Genomic DNA, 18,496 nt, shown 5'->3' with positions numbered 1-18,496 from the left:
ATTGAGTTATGGCTGTTCAGCAGAACAAAAAATCCCGCTCTGCCCGCGACATGCGCCGTTCCCACGACGCTCTCGAGGCCAACGCTCTGTCCGTCGAGAAGAGCACCGGTGAAGTTCACCTGCGTCACCACGTGTCGCCGGAAGGCTTCTACCGTGGCCGTAAAGTGATCGACAAGGGCGCCGACGAGTAATCCTTGTCCGCTCCGCTGATCGCGATTGATGCAATGGGTGGGGACTTCGGTCCCCACTGCATTGTTCCAGCCTGCGTCGCCAGTCTGGCTGAATTCCCCTCGCTGCACCTGGTCCTCGTTGGCCAAGCTCCCGTCCTCGAAGAACTGATTGCCCGTCATCCGGGTGTCGACCGCGCGCGTCTGCAGGTCGAGCACGCCAGTGAGGTGATCGGTATGGACGAGCGTCCCACCCATGCCCTGCGCGGCAAACCCGATGCCTCCATGCGCGTCATGCTCGAGCTGGTGCGCAGCGGCCGGGCCAGGGCCTGCGTCAGTGCCGGCAATACCGGTGCGCTGATGGCCCTCTCTTTATACGTGCTCAAGCCCCTGCCGGGCATCGATAGGCCGGCGATGGTCACCGCCGTGCCCACGTCCAGAGGGATCTGCCATCTGCTCGACCTGGGGGCCAACGTCGACTGCAGCGCCGAGCAGCTCTACCAGTTTGCCGTGATGGGGGCCGTGGCCGCCGAGGCCCAGGGCGTGCAGTCGCCACGGGTTGCCCTGCTCAATGTCGGGACCGAGAACATCAAGGGCAACCAGCAGGTCAAGCTGGCCGCCAGCCTGTTGCAGCAGGCGCAGGGTCTGAACTACATCGGTTTCGTCGAGGGCGATGGCCTGTACCGGGGCGAGGCCGATGTGGTGGTGTGCGACGGTTTCGTCGGCAATATCCTGCTGAAATCCAGCGAGGGCCTGGTGTCGATGATCTCCGCGCGGATCGAGGCGCTGTTCAGCGAGGGTATCGTCTCCCGCCTGGCCGGTGCCGTGGCCATGCCGCTACTCAAGCGCCTGCAGGGCGAACTGGCACCGGCGCGGCACAACGGTGCCAGCTTCCTCGGGCTGCAGGGCATCGTGGTGAAGAGCCATGGCGCGGCCAGTATCGAGGGCTTTCAGAGTGCCATTCGGCGGGCTGTCATCGAAGTGCGCGAGAATCTGCCGCAGCGCCTGCATGGCCGCCTCGAGGATCTGCTGCTCTGACGAGCGGCTCCGCCATGTGTCCTGCCGCTGCCCGGGTCCGTCTTTTGAGCGCGCGGAATCGCTATTTTGGCAAAACCGGGCGCGCCTGCCTGTGACCGCTGGCGTGGCGGCTCCATCCAATCTGCAGTTCCCGGCGCGCCATGCTGCGCCACTTCCATCGACTAGATAAGGGAAAGTTTTGATGTCCGCCTCCATCGCATTTGTCTTCCCTGGCCAGGGTTCGCAATCGCTCGGCATGCTCGCCGAACTGGGTGCCCAGCAGGCGCTGATCCGCGATACCTTCGGCGAGGCCTCCGAGGCGCTCGGCTACGACCTCTGGGCGCTGACCCAGCAGGGGCCGGAGGAGCGCCTGAACGAAACCGACAAGACCCAGCCGGCCATTCTGACCGCCTCCGTTGCCCTCTGGCGCCTGTGGCTGGCCGAAGGCGGCGCCCGCCCGGCCTTCGTCGCCGGCCACAGCCTGGGTGAGTACTCGGCGCTGGTGGCCGCCGGAGCCATCGAATTCCGCGATGCGGTCAAGCTGGTCGAGCTGCGCGGCCAGTTGATGCAGCAGGCCGTGCCGGCCGGGCAGGGCGGCATGGCTGCCATTCTCGGCCTGGAGGATGCCGACGTGCTGGCCGCCTGTGCCGAGGCGGCGCAGGGCGAGGTGGTCAGTGCGGTCAATTTCAATGCGCCGGGTCAGGTGGTGATCGCCGGCAGCGCTGCTGCGGTCGAGCGTGCCATCGAAGCCTGCAAGGCGCGGGGCGCCAAGCGGGCCATGCCGCTGCCGGTCAGCGTGCCGTCGCACTGCGCGCTGATGCGCCCGGCGGCCGAGAAGTTCGCCAAGACGGTCAACGGCCTCGCCTGGCAGGCACCGCAGATCGCCCTGGTGCAGAACGTCAGCGCCGCCGTGCCGGCTGACCTCGAAACCCTCAAGCGCGACCTGCTGGCCCAGCTGTACAGTCCGGTGCGCTGGGTCGAGAGTGTGCAGTTCCTTGCCGAGCGCGGCGTCACCGAACTGGTCGAGTGCGGCCCGGGCAAGGTACTGGCCGGCCTCAACAAGCGCTGCGTCAAAGGTATCAATACCCACAATCTGGAAACCCCGGACGCCTTCGCCGCCGTGCGTGCGGCGCTGGCCTGAGTCACAAGGAGAGAAACATGAGTCTGCAAGGCAAGGTTGCACTGGTCACCGGCGCCAGCCGTGGTATCGGCCAGGCCATCGCGTTCGAGCTGGGTCGCCAGGGCGCCACCGTGATCGGTACCGCCACCAGCGAGGCCGGTGCCGCGCGCATCGGCGAGGCGCTCAAGGAACAGGGCATCCAGGGTGCCGGCCTGATGCTGGATGTGTCCAACAGCGAGTCGGTGGATGCCGTTCTGGAGCAGATCCAGAAGGACTTCGGCGCCGTGGCCATCCTGGTCAACAACGCCGGCATCACCCGCGACAACCTGATGCTGCGGATGAAGGACGAGGAGTGGTTCGACGTCATCAACACCAACCTCAACAGCCTGTTCCGCCTGTCCAAGGCCGTGCTGCGCGGCATGACCAAGGCGCGCTGGGGGCGCATCATCAACATCGGCTCGGTGGTCGGTGCCATGGGCAATGCCGGGCAGGCCAACTACGCGGCGGCCAAGGCCGGCCTGGAAGGCTTCAGCCGCGCCCTGGCCCGTGAAGTGGGCTCGCGCGCCATCACCGTCAACTCGGTAGCGCCCGGCTTCATCGATACCGACATGACCCGCGAACTGCCGGAAGCCCAGCGCGAGGCGCTGCTGACCCAGATTCCGCTGGGCCGCCTGGGCCAGGCCGAGGAGATCGCCAAGGTGGTGGGCTTCCTTGCTTCCGACGGCGCTGCCTACGTCACGGGTGCCACAGTGCCGGTGAATGGCGGCATGTACATGAGCTGAATGTGACTCGGCCCTTCGGGAAATTGTCATAAAAGCCGTCTAAAGTCCGTTACAAAAGTGCAACCGGCGGAAGACGGCAGTTCGGAAGGGCCCGGGAAACCGGCTTGAAAGTTAGAAAACCCTTTCTATACACTGCAGCCCAGCTGCACGGAATTTTTCCATAGGAGTGAAAACTAGACATGAGCACCATCGAAGAACGCGTCAAGAAAATCGTCGCCGAGCAACTGGGCGTCAAAGAAGATGAAGTGACCAACAGCGCTTCCTTCGTCGAAGACCTCGGCGCCGACTCCCTTGACACCGTCGAGCTGGTGATGGCTCTGGAAGAGGAATTCGAGACCGAGATTCCGGACGAGCAGGCTGAGAAGATCACCACCGTTCAGGAAGCCATCGATTACATCACCGCGCACGCCTAAGCGCCGTAATCGCCGGTTTTCGGCCCAGAAAAGCCGCACTGCCCTCCAAGGCGTGCGGTTTTTCTTTATCGGGCCGGCAAGATTCAACAAGAAAGAGGATTGAGCAGTGTCGCGTAGACGCGTCGTGGTTACCGGTATGGGCATGCTGTCGCCGCTGGGTACCGATGTGGCCAGCAGTTGGCAGGGCATTCTGGCGGGCCGCAGTGGTATCGGCCTGATCGAGCACATGGACCTGTCGGCCTATTCCACCCGCTTCGGCGGTTCGGTGAAGGGCTTCAACGTCGAGGAGTACCTGTCGGCCAAGGAGGCACGCAAGCTCGACCTGTTCATCCAGTACGGCCTGGCCGCCAGCTTCCAGGCCATGCGCGATGCCGGCCTGGAGGTCACCGACGGCAACCGCGAGCGCATCGGCGTGGCCATGGGTTCCGGTATCGGCGGCCTGACCAATATCGAGAGCAACTGCAAGTCCCTGTTCGAGCAGGGGCCGCGGCGCATTTCGCCGTTCTTCGTGCCCGGCTCGATCATCAACATGATCTCCGGCTTCCTGTCGATCCACCTGGGTCTGCAGGGGCCGAACTATGCCATCGCCACCGCCTGCACCACCGGCACCCACTGCATCGGCATGGCCGCGCGCAACATCGCCTACGGCGAGGCCGACGTGATGGTCGCCGGCGGCGCCGAGATGGCCACCTGTGGCCTGGGCATGGGCGGCTTCGGCGCGGCCCGCGCGCTGTCCACCCGCAACGACGAGCCGGCCAGGGCCAGCCGCCCCTGGGACAAGGGTCGCGACGGCTTCGTGCTGTCCGACGGCGCCGGCGCCCTGGTGCTGGAAGAGCTGGAGCATGCCAAGGCGCGTGGCGCGACCATCTATGCCGAGCTGGTCGGCTTCGGCATGAGCGGCGATGCCTTCCACATGACCGCGCCGCCGGAAGACGGCGCCGGTGCCGCCCGCTGCATGAGCAATGCTCTGCGCGATGCCGGCCTCAACCCGGACCAGGTGCAGTACATCAACGCCCATGGCACCTCCACCTCGGCCGGCGACAAGGCCGAGGCCAGCGCGGTGAAGGCGGTGTTCGGCGAGCATGCCTACAGGCTGTCGGTCAGCTCGACCAAGTCCATGACCGGCCATCTGCTGGGTGCCGCCGGTGCGGTGGAGGCGATCTTCAGCGTGCTGGCCCTGCGTGATCAGGTGGCGCCGCCGACCATCAACCTGGACGAGCCGGACGAGGGCTGCGACCTCGATTTCGTCGCTCACCAGGCCAAGCCGCTGGCGATCGACGCGGTGCTGTCCAACTCCTTCGGCTTCGGCGGCACCAACGGTTCGCTGGTGTTCCGCCGCTTCAACGGCTGATGCTGAGCTGGGTCGACGGCCGCCCGGCCACGGAGCTGCCCCTGAGCGACCGTGGCCTGGCCTATGGCGATGGCCTGTTCGAGACCATCGCCGTGCGCCGTGGCCGCGCCGTTTTGCTGCCGCGTCACCTGGCGCGGCTGGCGGAGGGTCTGCGGCGGCTGGCCATCGACCTCGACCTGGTTGCGCTGGAAGCCGAGCTGCGGGCCTTCTTCGCCGAGCTGGGCGAGGGCGTGGCCAAGCTGCTGGTCACCCGTGGCGACGGCCTGCGCGGCTATGCGCCGCCGCAGCCCGCCCGGCCGAGGCGCATCCTGCTGGGCAGTCCGCTGCCCAGCTACCCCGCGGCCAATGCCGAGCAGGGCGTGCGCCTGTTCTCCTGTCGCACGCGCCTGGCCGAGCAGCCGCTGCTGGCTGGCCTGAAACACCTCAATCGCCTGGAACAGGTGCTGGCCCGCGGCGAATGGCAGGACGCCGCCTTCGCCGAGGGGCTGATGCGCGATACGTCCGGGCGGGTGATCGAGGGCGTGTTCAGCAATCTGTTCCTGGTCAGGGATGGGGTGCTGTTGACCGCCGAGCTGTCGCGCTGCGGCGTGGCCGGGGTGATGCGCGCCGAGGTGCTGGAGCAGGCCGCGCGTCTGGGTATCCCCTGCGAGATCCGCGACATTGGCTTCGATGAGCTGCTCGCCGCCGACGAACTGTTCCTCTGCAACAGCCTCTATGGCATCTGGCCGGTGCGCGAACTGGCCGCCAGCGTCTGGCCGGCCGGCCCGCTCACCCGTAAACTGCAGGCCCTTATCCGCAGTCTTCTGGATTCCTGATTCGTGATTCGCAAGTTGCTGTTGCTGCTGGCCATCGGCCTGGCGCTGCTGGTGCTGGCCTCGGCCCTGGCCGGCTGGCGTCTGCACAGTGCCCTCAACCAGCCGCTCAGGCTGGAGGGTGAACGCCTGGTCGAGGTGGTGCCGGGCGATACCCCGGGTGGCCTGCTCAATCGCCTGGAGAGCGAGGGCGTGCTCGACGGCGCCTTCTGGCTGCGTCTGTACTGGCGCTTCAACCTGCCGGGCCAGGCCCTGCACAGCGGCGAGTACCGCCTGACCCCGCAACAGCGCGCGCGCGATCTGCTCGACCTGTGGCGCCGTGGCGAGGTGGTGCAGTACAGCCTGACCCTGGTCGAAGGCTGGAGCTTCCGCCAGGTCCGCGCCGCCCTGGCACGCCAGGAAGCACTGAAGCAGAGCCTGGCCGATCTCGACGATCAGGCGCTGATGGCGCGCCTCGACCTGGCTGGCGTCAGCCCCGAGGGGCGTTTCTTCCCCGACACCTATCGCTACGTGCGCGGCATGAGTGACCTGGACCTGCTCAGGCAGGCCCGCGACCGCCTGGACCAGGTGCTGCAGGAGGAGTGGGCCCGGCGCGCCGAGGGCCTGCCGTACCGCAAGCCCTACGACGCACTGATCATGGCCTCGATGGTGGAGAAGGAGACCGGTGTGGCCGAGGAGCGCGGGCAGATCGCCGGCGTGTTCGTCCGTCGCCTGCGCAGCGGCATGCGCCTGCAGACCGACCCGACGGTGATCTTCGGCCTCGGCGAGCGCTACAACGGCAACCTGACCCGTGCCCACCTGCAGGAGTCGACGCCCTACAACACCTATGTGATCGACGGCATGCCGCCGACCCCCATCGCCCTGGCCGGCCGCGAGGCGATCCATGCCGCGCTGAACCCGGTGGACGGGCGCAGCCTGTACTTCGTCGCCCGTGGCGACGGCAGCCATGTATTCTCGGAAACCCTGGAGCAGCACAACCGTGCCGTGCGCGAGTACCAGCTCAAGCGCCGCGCCGACTACCGTTCCAGCCCCGCGCCCAGATAAGGAAACCCCGTGAGCGGTCTGTTCATCACCCTGGAAGGCCCGGAAGGGGCCGGCAAGAGCACCAACCGCGAATACCTCGCCGCGCGCCTGCGCGAGCGGGGCATCGAGGTAGTGCTGAGTCGCGAACCCGGTGGCACGCCGCTGGCCGAGCGCATCCGCGAACTGCTGCTGGCGCCGAGCGACGAGACGATGGCCAGCGACACCGAGCTGCTGCTGGTGTTCGCCGCCCGCGCCCAGCACCTGGCGCAGGTCATCCGCCCGGCCCTGGCGCGCGGCGCCGTGGTGCTGTGCGACCGCTTCACCGACGCCACCTATGCTTACCAGGGCGGCGGTCGTGGCCTGAGCGAGGCGCGCATCGCCGAACTGGAGCGTTTCGTCCAGGGCGAGCTGCGCCCGGACCTGACCCTGGTGTTCGACCTGCCGGTGGCGGTTGGCCTGTCCCGCGCCGCCGCCCGTGGCCGCCTGGACCGCTTCGAGCAGGAAGGCCAGGCCTTCTTCGAGGCGGTGCGGCGCACCTACCTGGACCGCGCCGAAGCCGCGCCCGCACGTTACCGCGTGCTGGATGCGGCGCAGTCGCTGGAAGCGGTGCAGCGCGATCTCGATGCGCTGCTGCCGGAAATCCTGGAGCGCTGCCGTGGCTGAGGCCTATCCCTGGCAGGCGCCGCTCTGGCAGCAGCTGGCCAGCCGCCCGCGGCATGCCCATGCCTACCTGCTGCACGGCCCGGCCGGCATCGGCAAGCGTGACCTGGCCGAACGCCTGATGGCCCGGCTGCTGTGCCAGAAGCCTGACGGCCTGGATGCTTGCGGCCAGTGCAAGGCCTGCCACCTGCTGGCCGCCGGCACCCATCCGGACCTGTTCGTGCTGGAGCCGGAAGAAGCGGACAAGGCGATCAAGGTCGATCAGGTGCGCGAGCTGGTCGGCTTCGTGGTGCAGACCGCGCAGCTCGGCGGGCGCAAGGTGGTGCTGCTGGAGCCGGTGGAAGCGATGAACCTCAACGCCGCCAACGCCCTGCTGAAAAGCCTGGAGGAGCCCTCCGGCGACACCGTGCTGCTGCTGGTCAGCCACCAGCCCAGCCGCCTGCTGCCGACCGTGAAGAGCCGCTGCGTGCAGCAGGCCTGCCCGCTGCCGAGCGAGGCGCAGAGCCTGGCCTGGCTGGCCCAGGCGCTGCCGGAATGCAGCGAGGAGCAGCACCGCGAGCTACTGGCCCTGGCCGCCGGCTCGCCGCTGCTGGCCCGACGCCTGCACGGCCAGGGCGTGCTGGAACAGCGCGCGCTGGTGGTCGAGGGCGTGAAGAAGCTGCTCAAGCAGCAGGCCACTGCCAGTCAGCTGGCCGAGGCCTGGAAGAACCTGCCGATGGCCATGCTGTTCGACTGGTTCTGCGACTGGGCCCAGCTGATGCTGCGCTACCAGCTGAGCCGCGACGAGGCGGGGCTGGGGTTGGTCGATATGCGCAAGGTGGTGCAGTATCTGGCCGACAAGACCCCCCAGCACAAGCTGCTGGCCATGCAGGACTGGTTGCTGCAGCAACGGCAGAAGGTGCTGGGCAAGGCCAACCTGAACGGTGCTTTGCTTCTCGAAGCCCTGCTGGTGCAGTGGGCAAGCCTGCCCGGACCGGGCTAGAATCGAGAAATTGGATTAAGTTGCCAGGATTAGCGCATGAGTTTGCCACCGAATCTGGGACCGCGTAACGGCATCCTGTCCCTCACCATCAAGGACAAGTCGGTGCTGTATGCCGCCTACATGCCGTTCATCAAGAACGGCGGGCTGTTCATCCCCACCGCCAAGAGCTACAAGCTGGGCGACGAAGTGTTCATGCTGCTCAACCTGATGGACGAGCCGGAGAAGATCCCGGTGGCCGGCAAGGTGGTATGGATCACCCCCAAGGGCGCCCAGGGCAACCGCGCCGCCGGTGTCGGCGTGCAGTTCAACGACGGCGACAACACCGCGCGCAACAAGATCGAGACCTACCTGGCCGGTGCGCTGAAATCGGATCGCCCGACCCACACCATGTGATTGGCGGACATCGAGCTTCAAGGTAGAAGCGCCCGAATCGGGCGCTTCGTCATTTCAGAGACAGAGAAATTCCATGCTGGTTGATTCCCACTGCCACCTCGACCGCCTCGACCTGGCGGCCCATGACGGTTCCCTCGATGCGGCGCTGGCTGCCGCTCGTGCCCGTGGCGTGCAGCACTTCCTGTGCATCGGCGTCAGCGCCGCCAACGCCGGCGCGGTCAAGGCCCTGGCCGAGCGCTATGCCGACGTCGACTGCTCGGTGGGCGTGCATCCACTGGACCTGGAACAGGGCGAGGCACCGGCGCTGGACTGGCTGCTCGGCGAGCTGAACCACCCGCATGTGGTGGCCATTGGCGAAACCGGCCTGGACTACCACTACGAGCCGGAGGCGGCCGAGCTGCAGCAGCAGTCGTTCCGCCTGCACCTGGAGGCGGCGAAGATCACCGGCAAACCGGTGATAGTGCACACCCGCGAGGCGCGTGCCGACACCCTGGCGCTGCTGCGCGAGGCGGCGCTGCCGCAAGCCGGCGTGCTGCACTGCTTCACCGAGGACTGGGACATGGCCAGGGCAGCGCTGGACATCGGCTTCTACATCTCGCTGTCCGGCATCGTCACCTTCCGCAATGCCGACGCCCTGCGCGAGGTGGCGCGCAAGGTGCCGGCCGACCGCCTGCTGGTGGAGACCGACTCGCCCTACCTGGCGCCCATTCCCCATCGCGGCAAGCCCAACCTGCCGCAATACGTGCGCGAGGTGGCGGAATTCCTGGCGATGGTGCGCGGCGAGCGCTTCGAGGACCTGGCTGCGCAGACCACGGCCAATTTCCAGCGCCTGTTCCCCCTGGCCCGCGTGGCCTGACAGGTCGGTTCGCAAAAAACGCGGACAAAAAAAACCCGGGTTCTGGGGGATGAATCCGGGTCAAGACCATTAGGAGTAAAACAAGGTACGCGATCCACGGTACCTCGACTGGCGGGGCACTTGGGGGGAGATGCCGCGCACCAGTAATCCCAAGTATTGGCCAGGATTGCCCATCGTCCAGATTGGTTGCGAGCCTTTCTTAAACGTATTTGGAATACCGCCGCAGCTGCTGAGCACTCAGCCTTGTCGCAGCTGGCTCAGCACGTCCAGGCTTTGCTCGATCACGGCGGGATCCGTGTAGAAATGCGGGGAAAAGCGGATGCCTTTGCCCCGTTGCGCGCAGATCACCTGCTGTTCGCGCAGGCGCGCGAACAGCGCCTGGTGGTCCCAGCCGTCCAGGCTGAAGGTCAGGATACCGGCGCGCCGTGCCGGGTTGAGCGGGCTGTGCAGGTGGATGCCGGGGAGGCGCTGCAAGCCTTCCTGCAGCTGCAGCACCCGCTCCTCGATGAGTGCCGCCACCTGCACCATGCCCACTTCCTCGAGCAGCGACAGGCTGGCCTCCAGGGCCATGGCGCCGAGCATGTTCGGGCTGCCGCACTCGAAGCGCCGGGCGCTGCGCGCCGGCTGCCACTCGATGCGGCTGTAGTCGCCGGCGTGTTCCAGCATGTGCCAGCCGTATTCGTGCAGGGCCAGCCGCTCGCGCAGGTCGCTGCGGCAATAGAACACGCCGAGGCCTTCCGGGCCGAGCAGCCACTTGTGCCCGTCGGCCATGGCGAAGGCGCAGTCGCAGGCCTGCACGTCGAAGGGCAGGGCGCCGAGCTGCTGGATGGCATCCACGCACAGCAGCACGCCGCGCTGGCGGCAGGCGGCGCCGAGGCGCGGCAGGTCCAGGCGCAGACCGCTGGCGTACTGCACCGAACTGATCGACAGCAGCCGCGTGCGTGGCCCACAGGCGGCCAGCAGGGCGGCCTCCGGGTCGCTGCCACCCAGGCCGACCTGCACCACCTCGACGCCGCGCGGCTTCAGCGCCTCCCAGACGATGCGGTTGGAGGGGAACTCCTCGTCGCTGATCACCACCTGATCGCCGGCGCGCCAGTCCAGGCCGAAGGCGACGAACGACAGGGCCTCGGAGGTATTCTTCACCAGCGCGATATCGGCCGTGCCCGGGGCGTTGAGCAGGCGTCGGAAGCGTTCGCGCAGGCGCTTTTCCACCGCCAGCCACTCGGGATAGTCGCGGGCGCCGATGCTCACATTGGCCTCGGCGAAGCGCCGCACGGCCTCGCCGGCACGCTTTGGCCAGGGGGCCACAGCGGCGTGATTGAGGTAGCGCAGGCCGGCAATCAGAGGGAATTCGTCGCTTAGATTGAGCATTGGGCCGATGATCCGTGCATTTTCGTGCTGAACAGGCATAATAACGCGCCTCGATTTTTCATCCTGTAGTCACTTTATGAACAAAGAACCTCGCAAAGTCCGTGAATTCCGCCGTCGCGAACAGGAAATTCTCGATACCGCGCTCAAGCTCTTCCTTGAACAGGGTGAAGACAGCGTCACCGTCGAGATGATCGCCGACGCCGTCGGTATCGGCAAAGGCACCATCTACAAGCACTTCAAGTCCAAGGCCGAGGTCTATCTGCGCCTGATGCTCGACTACGAGCGCGACCTCAACGCCCTGCTGCTGTCCGAGGACGTGGCCAAGGACAAGGAAGCGCTGGCGCGCGCCTACTTCGAGTTCCGCATGCGCGACCCGCAGCGCTACCGCCTGTTCGACCGTCTGGAAGAGAAGGTGGTCAAGGGCAACCAGGTGCCGGAGATGGTCGAGCAGCTGCACAAGATCCGTACTTCCAACTTCGAGCGCCTGACCCAGCTGATCAAGGGCCGCATCGAGGAGGGCAAGCTGGAGGACGTGCCGCCGTACTTCCACTACTGCGCCGCCTGGGCCCTGGTGCACGGCGCCGTGGCGCTGTACCACTCGCCGTTCTGGAGCAGCGTGCTGGAGGATCAGGATGGCTTCTTCCAGTTCCTCATGGACATCGGCGTGCGCATGGGCAACAAGCGCAAGCGCGACGGCGAAGCGCCGAACGCCTGATGCCATTCAGCCCGCCAATGATGCGTTCTTTGCCATCGGCGGCGGGCATATACTCCGGATTGAACACTGCCGGAGCTCTCCATGATCGTTGACCACCAGGGGCGGCGTTTCCGCAACCTGCGCATCAGCCTGACCGCCGCCTGCAACTATGCCTGCACCTACTGCGTGCCGGACGGCAAGCGCCTGGTCGCGGCGCAGGACGAGCTGTCCGCCGAGGCCATGGTGCGCGGCGTGGCCTACCTGATCGAGGCGGCCGGCATCGAGCGCCTGCGCATCACCGGTGGCGAGCCGCTGGTCAGCCCCAAGCTCGAGCACTTCCTGCGCGGCGTCAGCCGCCTGGGCCTGCAGGACATCAGCCTGACCAGCAACGGCCAGCTGCTGTCGCGCAAGCTACCGTTGCTGCTGGAGTGCGGCCTCAAGCGCATCAACGTGTCCCTGGATACCCTCGACCCCGAGGCCTTCCGCCGCATCGCCCGTGGAGGCGACCTGCCGACCGTGCTGCAGGGCCTGGAGGAGGCGCGGGCGGCCGGGCTGAAGATCAAGATCAACATGGTGCCGCTGCGCGGGCAGAACCACGAGCAGGTGCTGCCGATGCTCGACTACTGCCTGGCGCGCGGCTTCGAGCTGCGCTTCATCGAGCTGATGCGCATGGGCCATCTGGCCCGCGAGGGCGCCAGTTTCCAGCAGCAGTTCTACGGCATGCCCGAGCTGCTGGCGGCGGTGGCCGAGCGTCACGAGTTCGTCCAGGCGCCGGCACCGCTGGATGCCACCGCGCTGCGCTACGAGATTCCCGAGCGCGGCTTCTTCGGCGTGATCGCCAACGAGAGCGTGCCGTTCTGCCGCACCTGCTCGCGCCTGCGCCTGTCCTCCACCGGCTGGCTGCACGGCTGCCTATCGTCGAGCAACCGCCACTATGTCGGCGATCTCCTCGACAAGCCGCGTCACCAGGCCCTGCCAGCCCTGCAGCGCCTGCTGGTGCGCGCCCTGGCGGACAAGCAGGACGTCGCTTTCGCCGGTGGTGTTACCGTCATGAAAATCATCGGCGGCTGACCGGCCGCCCCGTACCAAGCCAGAAACCCATGTCTGCCGAATTCCCCATCGCCTATATCGAGCCGGTGTTCCGTCCGCCGAGCGAAGCCCACTCGCTGATCCTGCCGGTGACCAACGGCTGCTCCTGGAACCATTGCACCTTCTGCGAGATGTACACCCAGCCGCAGAAGAAATTCCGTGCCCGCGACGAGGAGCAGGTGCTGGAGGAGATCCGCCGCGCCGGCGAACGGCTGATCGTGCAGCGGGTGTTCCTCGCCGACGGCGACGCCCTGGTGCTGCCGACCCGGCGCCTGCTGAATATCCTGCAGGCCATCCGCGAACATATGCCCGAGGTCGAGCGAGTCTCCAGCTACTGCCTGCCGCGCAACCTGCGCAAGAAGTCGGTGGACGAGCTCAAGGAGCTGGCCGACGCCGGCCTGAAGATGGCCTATGTCGGCTGCGAGTCCGGCGACGACGAGGTGCTGGCGCGGGTCAACAAGGGTGAGACCTTCGACTCCAGCCTCAGCGCCCTGGAGAAACTCGGCGCGGCCGGCATCACCCGCTCGGTGATGATCCTCAACGGCCTCGGCGGCACGACCCTGAGCGAGCAGCATGCCGACAACTCGGCGCGCCTGATGAACGCGGCCCAGCCGGAATACCTCTCCACCCTGGTGGTCAGCTTCCCCCTGGGCGAGGCGCGTTTCCGCGAGGGCTTCGCCGACTTCCAGGCGCTCGACCAGCAGCAGCTGTTCCGCGAGGTGGAGCGCCTGCTGCAGGGCCTGGAGCTGGACGACACCGTGTTCCGCAGCGACCATGCCTCCAACTACCTGGTGCTCAAGGGCAACCTGGGCGCCGACAAGGCCCGGCTGCTGGCCCAGGTACGCCAGGCCATCGAGCGGCCGGAGCAGGCCAGGCTGCGCCAGGAATGGCAGCGCGGTCTGTGAGGCAGGGTTGGCGCGGAAGCTGCTATGTCTCTCTATCCGCCGGTTTTCCGTCACCGGCAGGGAGGAACTGCAATGCGTAGCCTGATTCTGCTGCTGGCGCTGTGTGCGCTCGGTGGCTGCATGAAGACCAGCGACCTGGCCGCCGGCGCCGAATACCACCTGCGCGATGCCGGCGTGCTGGATCACAGCGACACCCGCCGCTCCGCCTCCTGGCGCCTGCAGGCCGACTCCTTCGTGTACATCGCACAGAGCCATTACAATCCGCCCGGTGGCGCGTCGCCGCGGCCCAACGTGGTGGCCGACGAGGCCTTCAAGGCCTTCGTCGAGTACTTCCCGCTGGTGCGTCGCTCAGCGACGCCGCTGGGCCTGGACGAGGCGATGAACGAGGCGCGTACCGCCGGCGCCCACTACCTGCTCTACACCCGCTTCGCCGACGCCGATGAACGCATCGGTACGGTGGAGGAGTGGGAGGACGAGGAGGCCCTGGACCGCCTCGGCGTCGACAGCGGTGTGCTGCAGCTGATGCTGATCGAGACCAATACCCGCTATCTGGTGGATACCGCGCGCATCCGCAATCGTGGCGGAATCCTGACGTTCTACGACAACCAGCCGGCCGACCAGCTGCGCGCGCCCTTCGAGCAGTATGCCCGCACCCTGCTGGGCGTCAGCCCGCGGTAGCGCCATACTGGCGGCTGGACACGAGGAGAGACACGCATGACCGATCCGGGCAAGGCCGGCGACCTGCTGGCGCAGATTCCCAAGGGCGAGGGCAAGGGTCTGCCGCCGGTGCATCTGTGGAACCCGGATTTCTGCGGCGACATCGACATGCGCATCGCCCGTGACGGCACCTGGTATTACCTGGGCACGCCGATCGGGCGCAAGCCGATGGTCAAGCTGTTCTCCACCATCATCCGCCGCGATGACGACAAGTACTTCCTGATCACCCCGGTGGAGAAGGTCGGCATCATCGTCGACGACGCGCCTTTCGTGGCCGTGACCCTGCAGGTGGAAGGCGAGGGTGAAGGGCAGTTGCTGCGTTTCACCACCAATGTCGACGAAGAAGTGGAGGCCGGCGCCGAGCACCCGCTGCGAGTCGAGATAGACCCCGCGACTCAGGAGCCGGCGCCCTACCTGCACGTGCGGCGCAATCTGGAGGCGCTGGTGCACCGCAACGTGTTCTACCAGCTGGTCGACCTGGCGGTGGAGCGGGAAGTCGACGGGCAGATATGGCTCGGCGTCTGGAGCGGTGGCGAGTTCTTCCCGATCGGGCCGCAGCCGGAATAGACCCGCGCTTTCGCGTGCACAGCGAGAAGCCCCCGTTCGCCAAGCCGGGGCTTTTTTATGCGGCGATTAAGGCAGCTTGGCGATTACCTTGATCTCGAAGTCGAAGCCGGACAGCCAGGTCACGCCGAGAGCGGTCACCGTCGGGTAGGGCGCTTCGCCCCAGAACTCGCCCGCTACTTCCCAGATGGTCTCGAATTTGGAGTCGGGATCGACCATGAAGATGGTCGTGTCGACCACATCATCGAAGCTGCTGCCGGCCTCGGTCAGGATCGCATTGAGGTTGGCAAAGGCCAGGCGTACCTGGGCCGCGAGGTCCGGTTCGGCCGAGCCATCCTTGCGGCTGCCGACCTGGCCGGAAACGAACAGGAAGCCATTGGAGCGAATCGCCGGTGAATAGCGGTGCAGCTCGTACAGGGCATGGCGGTCGGGCGGGAAAATCACATCACGGGTTGTCATCGGTCTCTCTCCATCGGTGGTTATCGATGGCGCGACTCTAGGCGCGTGCGCTGGCCTGATAAACGAGCAACACTGTCCATTACTGTTTGTAGAATCCAAACAATCCGGAGTCGCGATGGACCGTTTCGATGCGATGCAGGCCTTCGCCCGTGTGGTGGAAACTGGCAGCTTCACCAAGGCCGCCGACACCCTGCACATGAGCAAGACCAGCGTCACCCAACTGGTGCAGCAGCTGGAGGCAAGGCTGCGCGTGCGCCTGCTCAACCGCACCACGCGCAAGGTCAACGTCACCGCCGACGGCGCCGCCTACTACGAGCGGGTGATCCGCCTGCTGGCCGACATGGACGACGCCGAGACCAGCCTGTCCGCCGCCGCCAGCGCGCCGCGCGGCCGCCTGCGGGTGGATGTGCCCAGCCCCTTCGCCAGCCTGATTCTGATCCCGGCACTGCCGGCCTTCCGCGAACGCTACCCGGAGATCCAGCTCGACCTGGGCGTCAGCGACCGTCATGTCGATCTGATCGGCGACAACGTGGACTGCGTGGTGCGCGGTGGCGCCATCGCCGACCAGTCGCTGGTGGCCCGGCATGTGGGCGACCTGCGCATCGGCGTGTACGCGGCGCCCGACTACCTGGCACGCGCCGGCGTACCCGCTCACCCGAGCGAGCTGGCGGGGCAGCAGATCGTCAGCTTCCTTGGTGCGCGCACTCGTCAGGCGTTCTCCGGCATCATGCGGCGCGGCGAGGAGCGCATCGCCCTGCAGGGCCGCCAGGCGCTGGCGGTGGACGACGGCAACGCCTACCTCGCCGCCGGCCTGGCCGGCCTGGGCATCCTCTGGCTCCCGGAATACATGGCCAAGGCACACCGAGCGAGCGGGGCGCTGCTGCCGCTGTTCGAGGACTGGCAACTGGAGCCGATGCCGCTCTACCTGGCCTACCCACCCAACCGGCATGTCAGCGCCAAGCTGCGGGTGTTCATCGATTGGGTGGTGGAGCTGGTGGCCCAGCATGCGCCGCGTGTTGGCGCTGGTGAGGCGTAGGGCGGGTTAGCCAGAGGCGTAACCCGCCGAGGTCAGAGGCAGCTTCCGGCCAGAAGCAGTCATTCAAACTGGGCTATTGCCGACAAGCCTAATGCTCAGGCTACGTTACGTAGCGTAATCAACTCTTGTCCTGCGTTGTGCAATGCGTTGTAGCGGTTAACGGATGCGACGGAGGCATAGGTGTACCGCACGGTGAGAGTGTCGGCGGGCGGGCTGCTGCGCATCGTGATATGGATTATGTTGCCTGAGCTGCGGGCGACGGCGAAGTAGGAAAAAAGCATGGCTGCGTCTCCAGTACCGGGGGCTCCGGGGGTTGGCTTGCGGCTAGAGGGTGCGGTGTCTTTCGAAGAAGCTAATGACCTGTTTCTGCGCGTCCTCGCGTGGCATGTCATAGCGCTGCTGCACCAGGTCGGTTAGTTGCTGGGCATCTCCCTGGGTGCGGATCAGTTCGTCCAATGTCAGTTCGTCCCAGCATGCCCGTGCCAGACTGGCTAGTTGTCGCCAGTTCCTGTGGATGATCTCTGCAAGTGGCTTGTCCATCTGTGCGTATCCTGATTGGTCCAGACATTCTCTAGGTCTGGAGAATGGTTAAGGGAGCATCTCAGAGGGCAGTTGCCGGGTCGGTGCGCTAGCCCACTCAGCAAAGACTGGGTGCTGATTTCACCGCTGCGATTTCTTCGTGCTAGCCAGAGGCCCGAACTAGGCGGATGCTCAGGGCTGATGTGCTTCTCCCCAGAGCATCTACCCCATGTCCGTCGCCTTCTGGTCGCTGTTGCTAGGCATCCTGCTGATCACCATGGTCCTGGCGAGCTCGCTGCTGGCTCGTGTGCTGCTCAGTGGTGCCATGGTGTACCTGGCCGTTGGGTTTGGCCTGGGGCCTCTCGGGCTTGGCGTGGTTCGCCTGGAGCCGCTGCAGCATGTCGACGTGCTGCTCTGGAGTGCCGAACTGGCGCTGCTGATTTCCCTTTTTGCGGTAGGCCTGAACATGGGCGCAGTGCCGCTGCTGGATAGGCGCTGGAGCCTGCCGCTGCGCCTGGCCTTCGTCTCCATGGCGCTTACCGTTGGTTTGGTTGCCCTGGTCGGAGTCTTCCTGCTGGAGCTACCGCTGGGCGCTGCGGTTCTGCTGGGTGGCATCCTGGCACCGACCGATCCCGTGTTGGCCTCGGGTGTGCAGACCTCGCTCAGTGCCAACCCGGATCGGCTGCGTTTCAGCCTGTCGGGAGAGGGCGGGTTGAACGATGGCACCGCATTCCCTTTTGTCATGCTCGGTCTAGGTCTGCTGGGACTGCATGAGCTGGGCGCCGGAGGGTGGCGCTGGTGGGTGGTGGATCTGACCTGGGCTACCCTCGGCGGACTGCTGATTGGCGGCGTAGCCGGTGCCTCGATCGGCAAGCTGGTGGTGTACCTGCGTACGCGTCACCATCTGGCCGTGGGGCTGGACGAGTTTCTGTCACTGGGCCTGATTGCTGTTGCCTATGGTGCAGCGCAGCTGTGTCTGGCGTCGGGATTTCTGGCCGTATTCGCTGCGGGGTTGGCCCTGCAAAGGGTCAAAGAGCAACCGCGAGCAGGGCGCGAGCCGGTGCATGCGCAACCTCACCTGAGTAACCATGCGGAAAGCGAGCTGGCCACGCATTCGCATCATGCCAGCGCCGCCATGAGTCATGCCGTTCAGGGCTTCAACGAGCGGCTGGAAAGCCTCGCCGAGCTGGCTCTAGTGCTGCTGATCGGTGCGCTGTTGGCTTACACGCGCCCTAGCCTGGTTGTGTGCGTTTTCATTGTGCTGTTGTTCCTGCCGCTACGTGCGTTGGCGGTTGTGCTGGGTACCCTGGGCGAGCCAATGTCCGGACGACAGCGTGGCATGTTCTGCTGGTTCGGCATTCGAGGTATTGGCTCGCTGTTCTACCTGATGTTCGCCTTGCATCACGGTGTTTCAGGCGAGTTGGCCGAGCAACTGATCAGCCTCACGCTGTTGAGCGTGGCGGCCTCGATACTGCTGCACGGCATCTCGGTTCGGCCGCTGATGCGATGGTACAGGCGACGTGAGATGACTCCGCCGCCTTCCTGATTCCCCCCAAGCCCAATAGT

The 18,496-nt window shown here is 66.2% G+C and carries 23 protein-coding genes; 19 read left to right on the top strand and 4 right to left on the bottom strand.

Annotated features, from left to right (window positions below; translation table 11 throughout):
- Positions 1-8: 8 nt before the first annotated feature.
- From rpmF to DMO17_RS11165, 12 genes are all read left to right on the top strand, one after another.
- On the top strand, positions 9-191 hold the full coding sequence (rpmF, locus tag DMO17_RS11220) for a 50S ribosomal protein L32 (RefSeq protein WP_021700475.1): 183 nt from the start codon (positions 9-11) through the stop codon (positions 189-191).
- A 3-nt stretch (positions 192-194) separates the two neighbouring features.
- Positions 195-1,205: a phosphate acyltransferase PlsX gene (gene plsX / locus DMO17_RS11215; RefSeq protein WP_258371525.1), complete on the top strand. Its 1,011-nt coding sequence runs from the start codon at positions 195-197 to the stop codon at positions 1,203-1,205.
- A 181-nt stretch (positions 1,206-1,386) separates the two neighbouring features.
- A complete protein-coding gene (gene fabD, locus DMO17_RS11210) occupies positions 1,387-2,325 on the top strand; it encodes an ACP S-malonyltransferase (RefSeq protein ID WP_110682568.1) in 939 nt (312 codons plus the stop codon).
- 17 nt (positions 2,326-2,342) lie between these two features.
- Positions 2,343-3,086, top strand: coding sequence for a 3-oxoacyl-ACP reductase FabG (gene fabG / locus DMO17_RS11205; protein ID WP_110682567.1), 744 nt, complete (start codon positions 2,343-2,345; stop codon positions 3,084-3,086).
- 179 nt (positions 3,087-3,265) lie between these two features.
- Positions 3,266-3,499, top strand: a complete 234-nt coding sequence (acpP, locus tag DMO17_RS11200) for an acyl carrier protein (RefSeq protein ID WP_021700471.1) — start codon at positions 3,266-3,268, stop codon at positions 3,497-3,499.
- Positions 3,500-3,605: 106 nt separating this feature from the next.
- Positions 3,606-4,850: a beta-ketoacyl-ACP synthase II gene (gene fabF / locus DMO17_RS11195; protein WP_110682566.1), complete on the top strand. Its 1,245-nt coding sequence runs from the start codon at positions 3,606-3,608 to the stop codon at positions 4,848-4,850.
- Entirely contained in the window at positions 4,850-5,665 is an 816-nt protein-coding gene (pabC, locus tag DMO17_RS11190) for an aminodeoxychorismate lyase (RefSeq protein ID WP_110682565.1), read from the top strand. The genes fabF and pabC overlap by 1 nt, the downstream gene beginning before the upstream one ends.
- Before the next feature lie 3 nt (positions 5,666-5,668).
- Positions 5,669-6,706: an endolytic transglycosylase MltG gene (gene mltG, locus DMO17_RS11185; protein WP_110682564.1), complete on the top strand. Its 1,038-nt coding sequence runs from the start codon at positions 5,669-5,671 to the stop codon at positions 6,704-6,706.
- Positions 6,707-6,715: 9 nt separating this feature from the next.
- Entirely contained in the window at positions 6,716-7,348 is a 633-nt protein-coding gene (tmk, locus tag DMO17_RS11180; protein WP_110682563.1) for a dTMP kinase, read from the top strand.
- A complete protein-coding gene (locus DMO17_RS11175; protein ID WP_110682562.1) occupies positions 7,341-8,327 on the top strand; it encodes a DNA polymerase III subunit delta' in 987 nt (328 codons plus the stop codon). The genes tmk and DMO17_RS11175 overlap by 8 nt, the downstream gene beginning before the upstream one ends.
- Before the next feature lie 36 nt (positions 8,328-8,363).
- A complete protein-coding gene (locus tag DMO17_RS11170; RefSeq protein ID WP_110682561.1) occupies positions 8,364-8,720 on the top strand; it encodes a PilZ domain-containing protein in 357 nt (118 codons plus the stop codon).
- 73 nt (positions 8,721-8,793) lie between these two features.
- On the top strand, positions 8,794-9,576 hold the full coding sequence (locus tag DMO17_RS11165) for a TatD family hydrolase (RefSeq protein ID WP_110682560.1): 783 nt from the start codon (positions 8,794-8,796) through the stop codon (positions 9,574-9,576).
- 237 nt (positions 9,577-9,813) lie between these two features.
- Here the strand turns inward: DMO17_RS11165 and DMO17_RS11160 are convergent, their stop codons facing one another.
- The gene (locus DMO17_RS11160) at positions 9,814-10,947 is read right to left on the bottom strand and encodes an aminotransferase class V-fold PLP-dependent enzyme (RefSeq protein ID WP_110682559.1); all 1,134 of its coding nucleotides are present in this window, start codon (positions 10,945-10,947) and stop codon (positions 9,814-9,816) included.
- Positions 10,948-11,023: 76 nt separating this feature from the next.
- On the opposite strand from DMO17_RS11160, the gene DMO17_RS11155 reads away from it, so the two are divergent.
- The 5 genes from DMO17_RS11155 to DMO17_RS11135 all read left to right on the top strand — a co-directional run bounded on the left by DMO17_RS11155 (position 11,024) and on the right by DMO17_RS11135 (position 14,919).
- Positions 11,024-11,662 carry a TetR/AcrR family transcriptional regulator gene (locus DMO17_RS11155; protein ID WP_110682558.1) on the top strand — a complete coding sequence of 213 codons (639 nt, stop codon included), beginning with the start codon at positions 11,024-11,026 and terminating at the stop codon, positions 11,660-11,662.
- 81 nt (positions 11,663-11,743) lie between these two features.
- On the top strand, positions 11,744-12,712 hold the full coding sequence (locus DMO17_RS11150) for a GTP 3',8-cyclase MoaA (protein WP_110682557.1): 969 nt from the start codon (positions 11,744-11,746) through the stop codon (positions 12,710-12,712).
- Positions 12,713-12,741: 29 nt separating this feature from the next.
- Positions 12,742-13,635: a radical SAM protein gene (locus DMO17_RS11145; protein ID WP_110682556.1), complete on the top strand. Its 894-nt coding sequence runs from the start codon at positions 12,742-12,744 to the stop codon at positions 13,633-13,635.
- Positions 13,636-13,707: 72 nt separating this feature from the next.
- Positions 13,708-14,313 (top strand): DUF4823 domain-containing protein, encoded by a 606-nt coding sequence (locus DMO17_RS11140; protein ID WP_110682555.1) that lies wholly within the window; start codon positions 13,708-13,710, stop codon positions 14,311-14,313.
- 36 nt (positions 14,314-14,349) lie between these two features.
- The gene (locus DMO17_RS11135) at positions 14,350-14,919 is read left to right on the top strand and encodes a DUF1285 domain-containing protein (protein ID WP_110682554.1); all 570 of its coding nucleotides are present in this window, start codon (positions 14,350-14,352) and stop codon (positions 14,917-14,919) included.
- A gap of 66 nt (positions 14,920-14,985) precedes the next feature.
- Here the strand turns inward: DMO17_RS11135 and DMO17_RS11130 are convergent, their stop codons facing one another.
- Entirely contained in the window at positions 14,986-15,375 is a 390-nt protein-coding gene (locus DMO17_RS11130) for a RidA family protein (protein ID WP_110682553.1), read from the bottom strand.
- Between the two features lie 115 nt (positions 15,376-15,490).
- Here DMO17_RS11130 and DMO17_RS11125 point away from each other — a divergent pair, with 115 nt between their 5' ends.
- A complete protein-coding gene (locus tag DMO17_RS11125; protein WP_110682552.1) occupies positions 15,491-16,411 on the top strand; it encodes a LysR family transcriptional regulator in 921 nt (306 codons plus the stop codon).
- Between the two features lie 95 nt (positions 16,412-16,506).
- Here the strand turns inward: DMO17_RS11125 and DMO17_RS11120 are convergent, their stop codons facing one another.
- Together DMO17_RS11120 and DMO17_RS11115 are read right to left on the bottom strand one after the other, a co-directional pair.
- Complete coding sequence (locus tag DMO17_RS11120) at positions 16,507-16,692, bottom strand: hypothetical protein (RefSeq protein WP_110682551.1); 186 nt, start codon at positions 16,690-16,692, stop codon at positions 16,507-16,509.
- Positions 16,693-16,735: 43 nt separating this feature from the next.
- A complete protein-coding gene (locus DMO17_RS11115) occupies positions 16,736-16,951 on the bottom strand; it encodes a CsbD family protein (protein ID WP_110682550.1) in 216 nt (71 codons plus the stop codon).
- A 208-nt stretch (positions 16,952-17,159) separates the two neighbouring features.
- On the opposite strand from DMO17_RS11115, the gene DMO17_RS11110 reads away from it, so the two are divergent.
- Positions 17,160-18,476, top strand: a complete 1,317-nt coding sequence (locus DMO17_RS11110; protein WP_110682549.1) for a cation:proton antiporter — start codon at positions 17,160-17,162, stop codon at positions 18,474-18,476.
- Positions 18,477-18,496 lie beyond the last annotated feature (20 nt).

Origin of the sequence: Aquipseudomonas alcaligenes, assembly GCF_003205495.1 — a bacterium.
GTDB lineage: Bacteria > Pseudomonadota > Gammaproteobacteria > Pseudomonadales > Pseudomonadaceae > Aquipseudomonas > Aquipseudomonas alcaligenes_B.
Note: the sequence above shows the minus strand (reverse complement) of the source record. Positions and strands in the feature narration are given on the sequence as shown.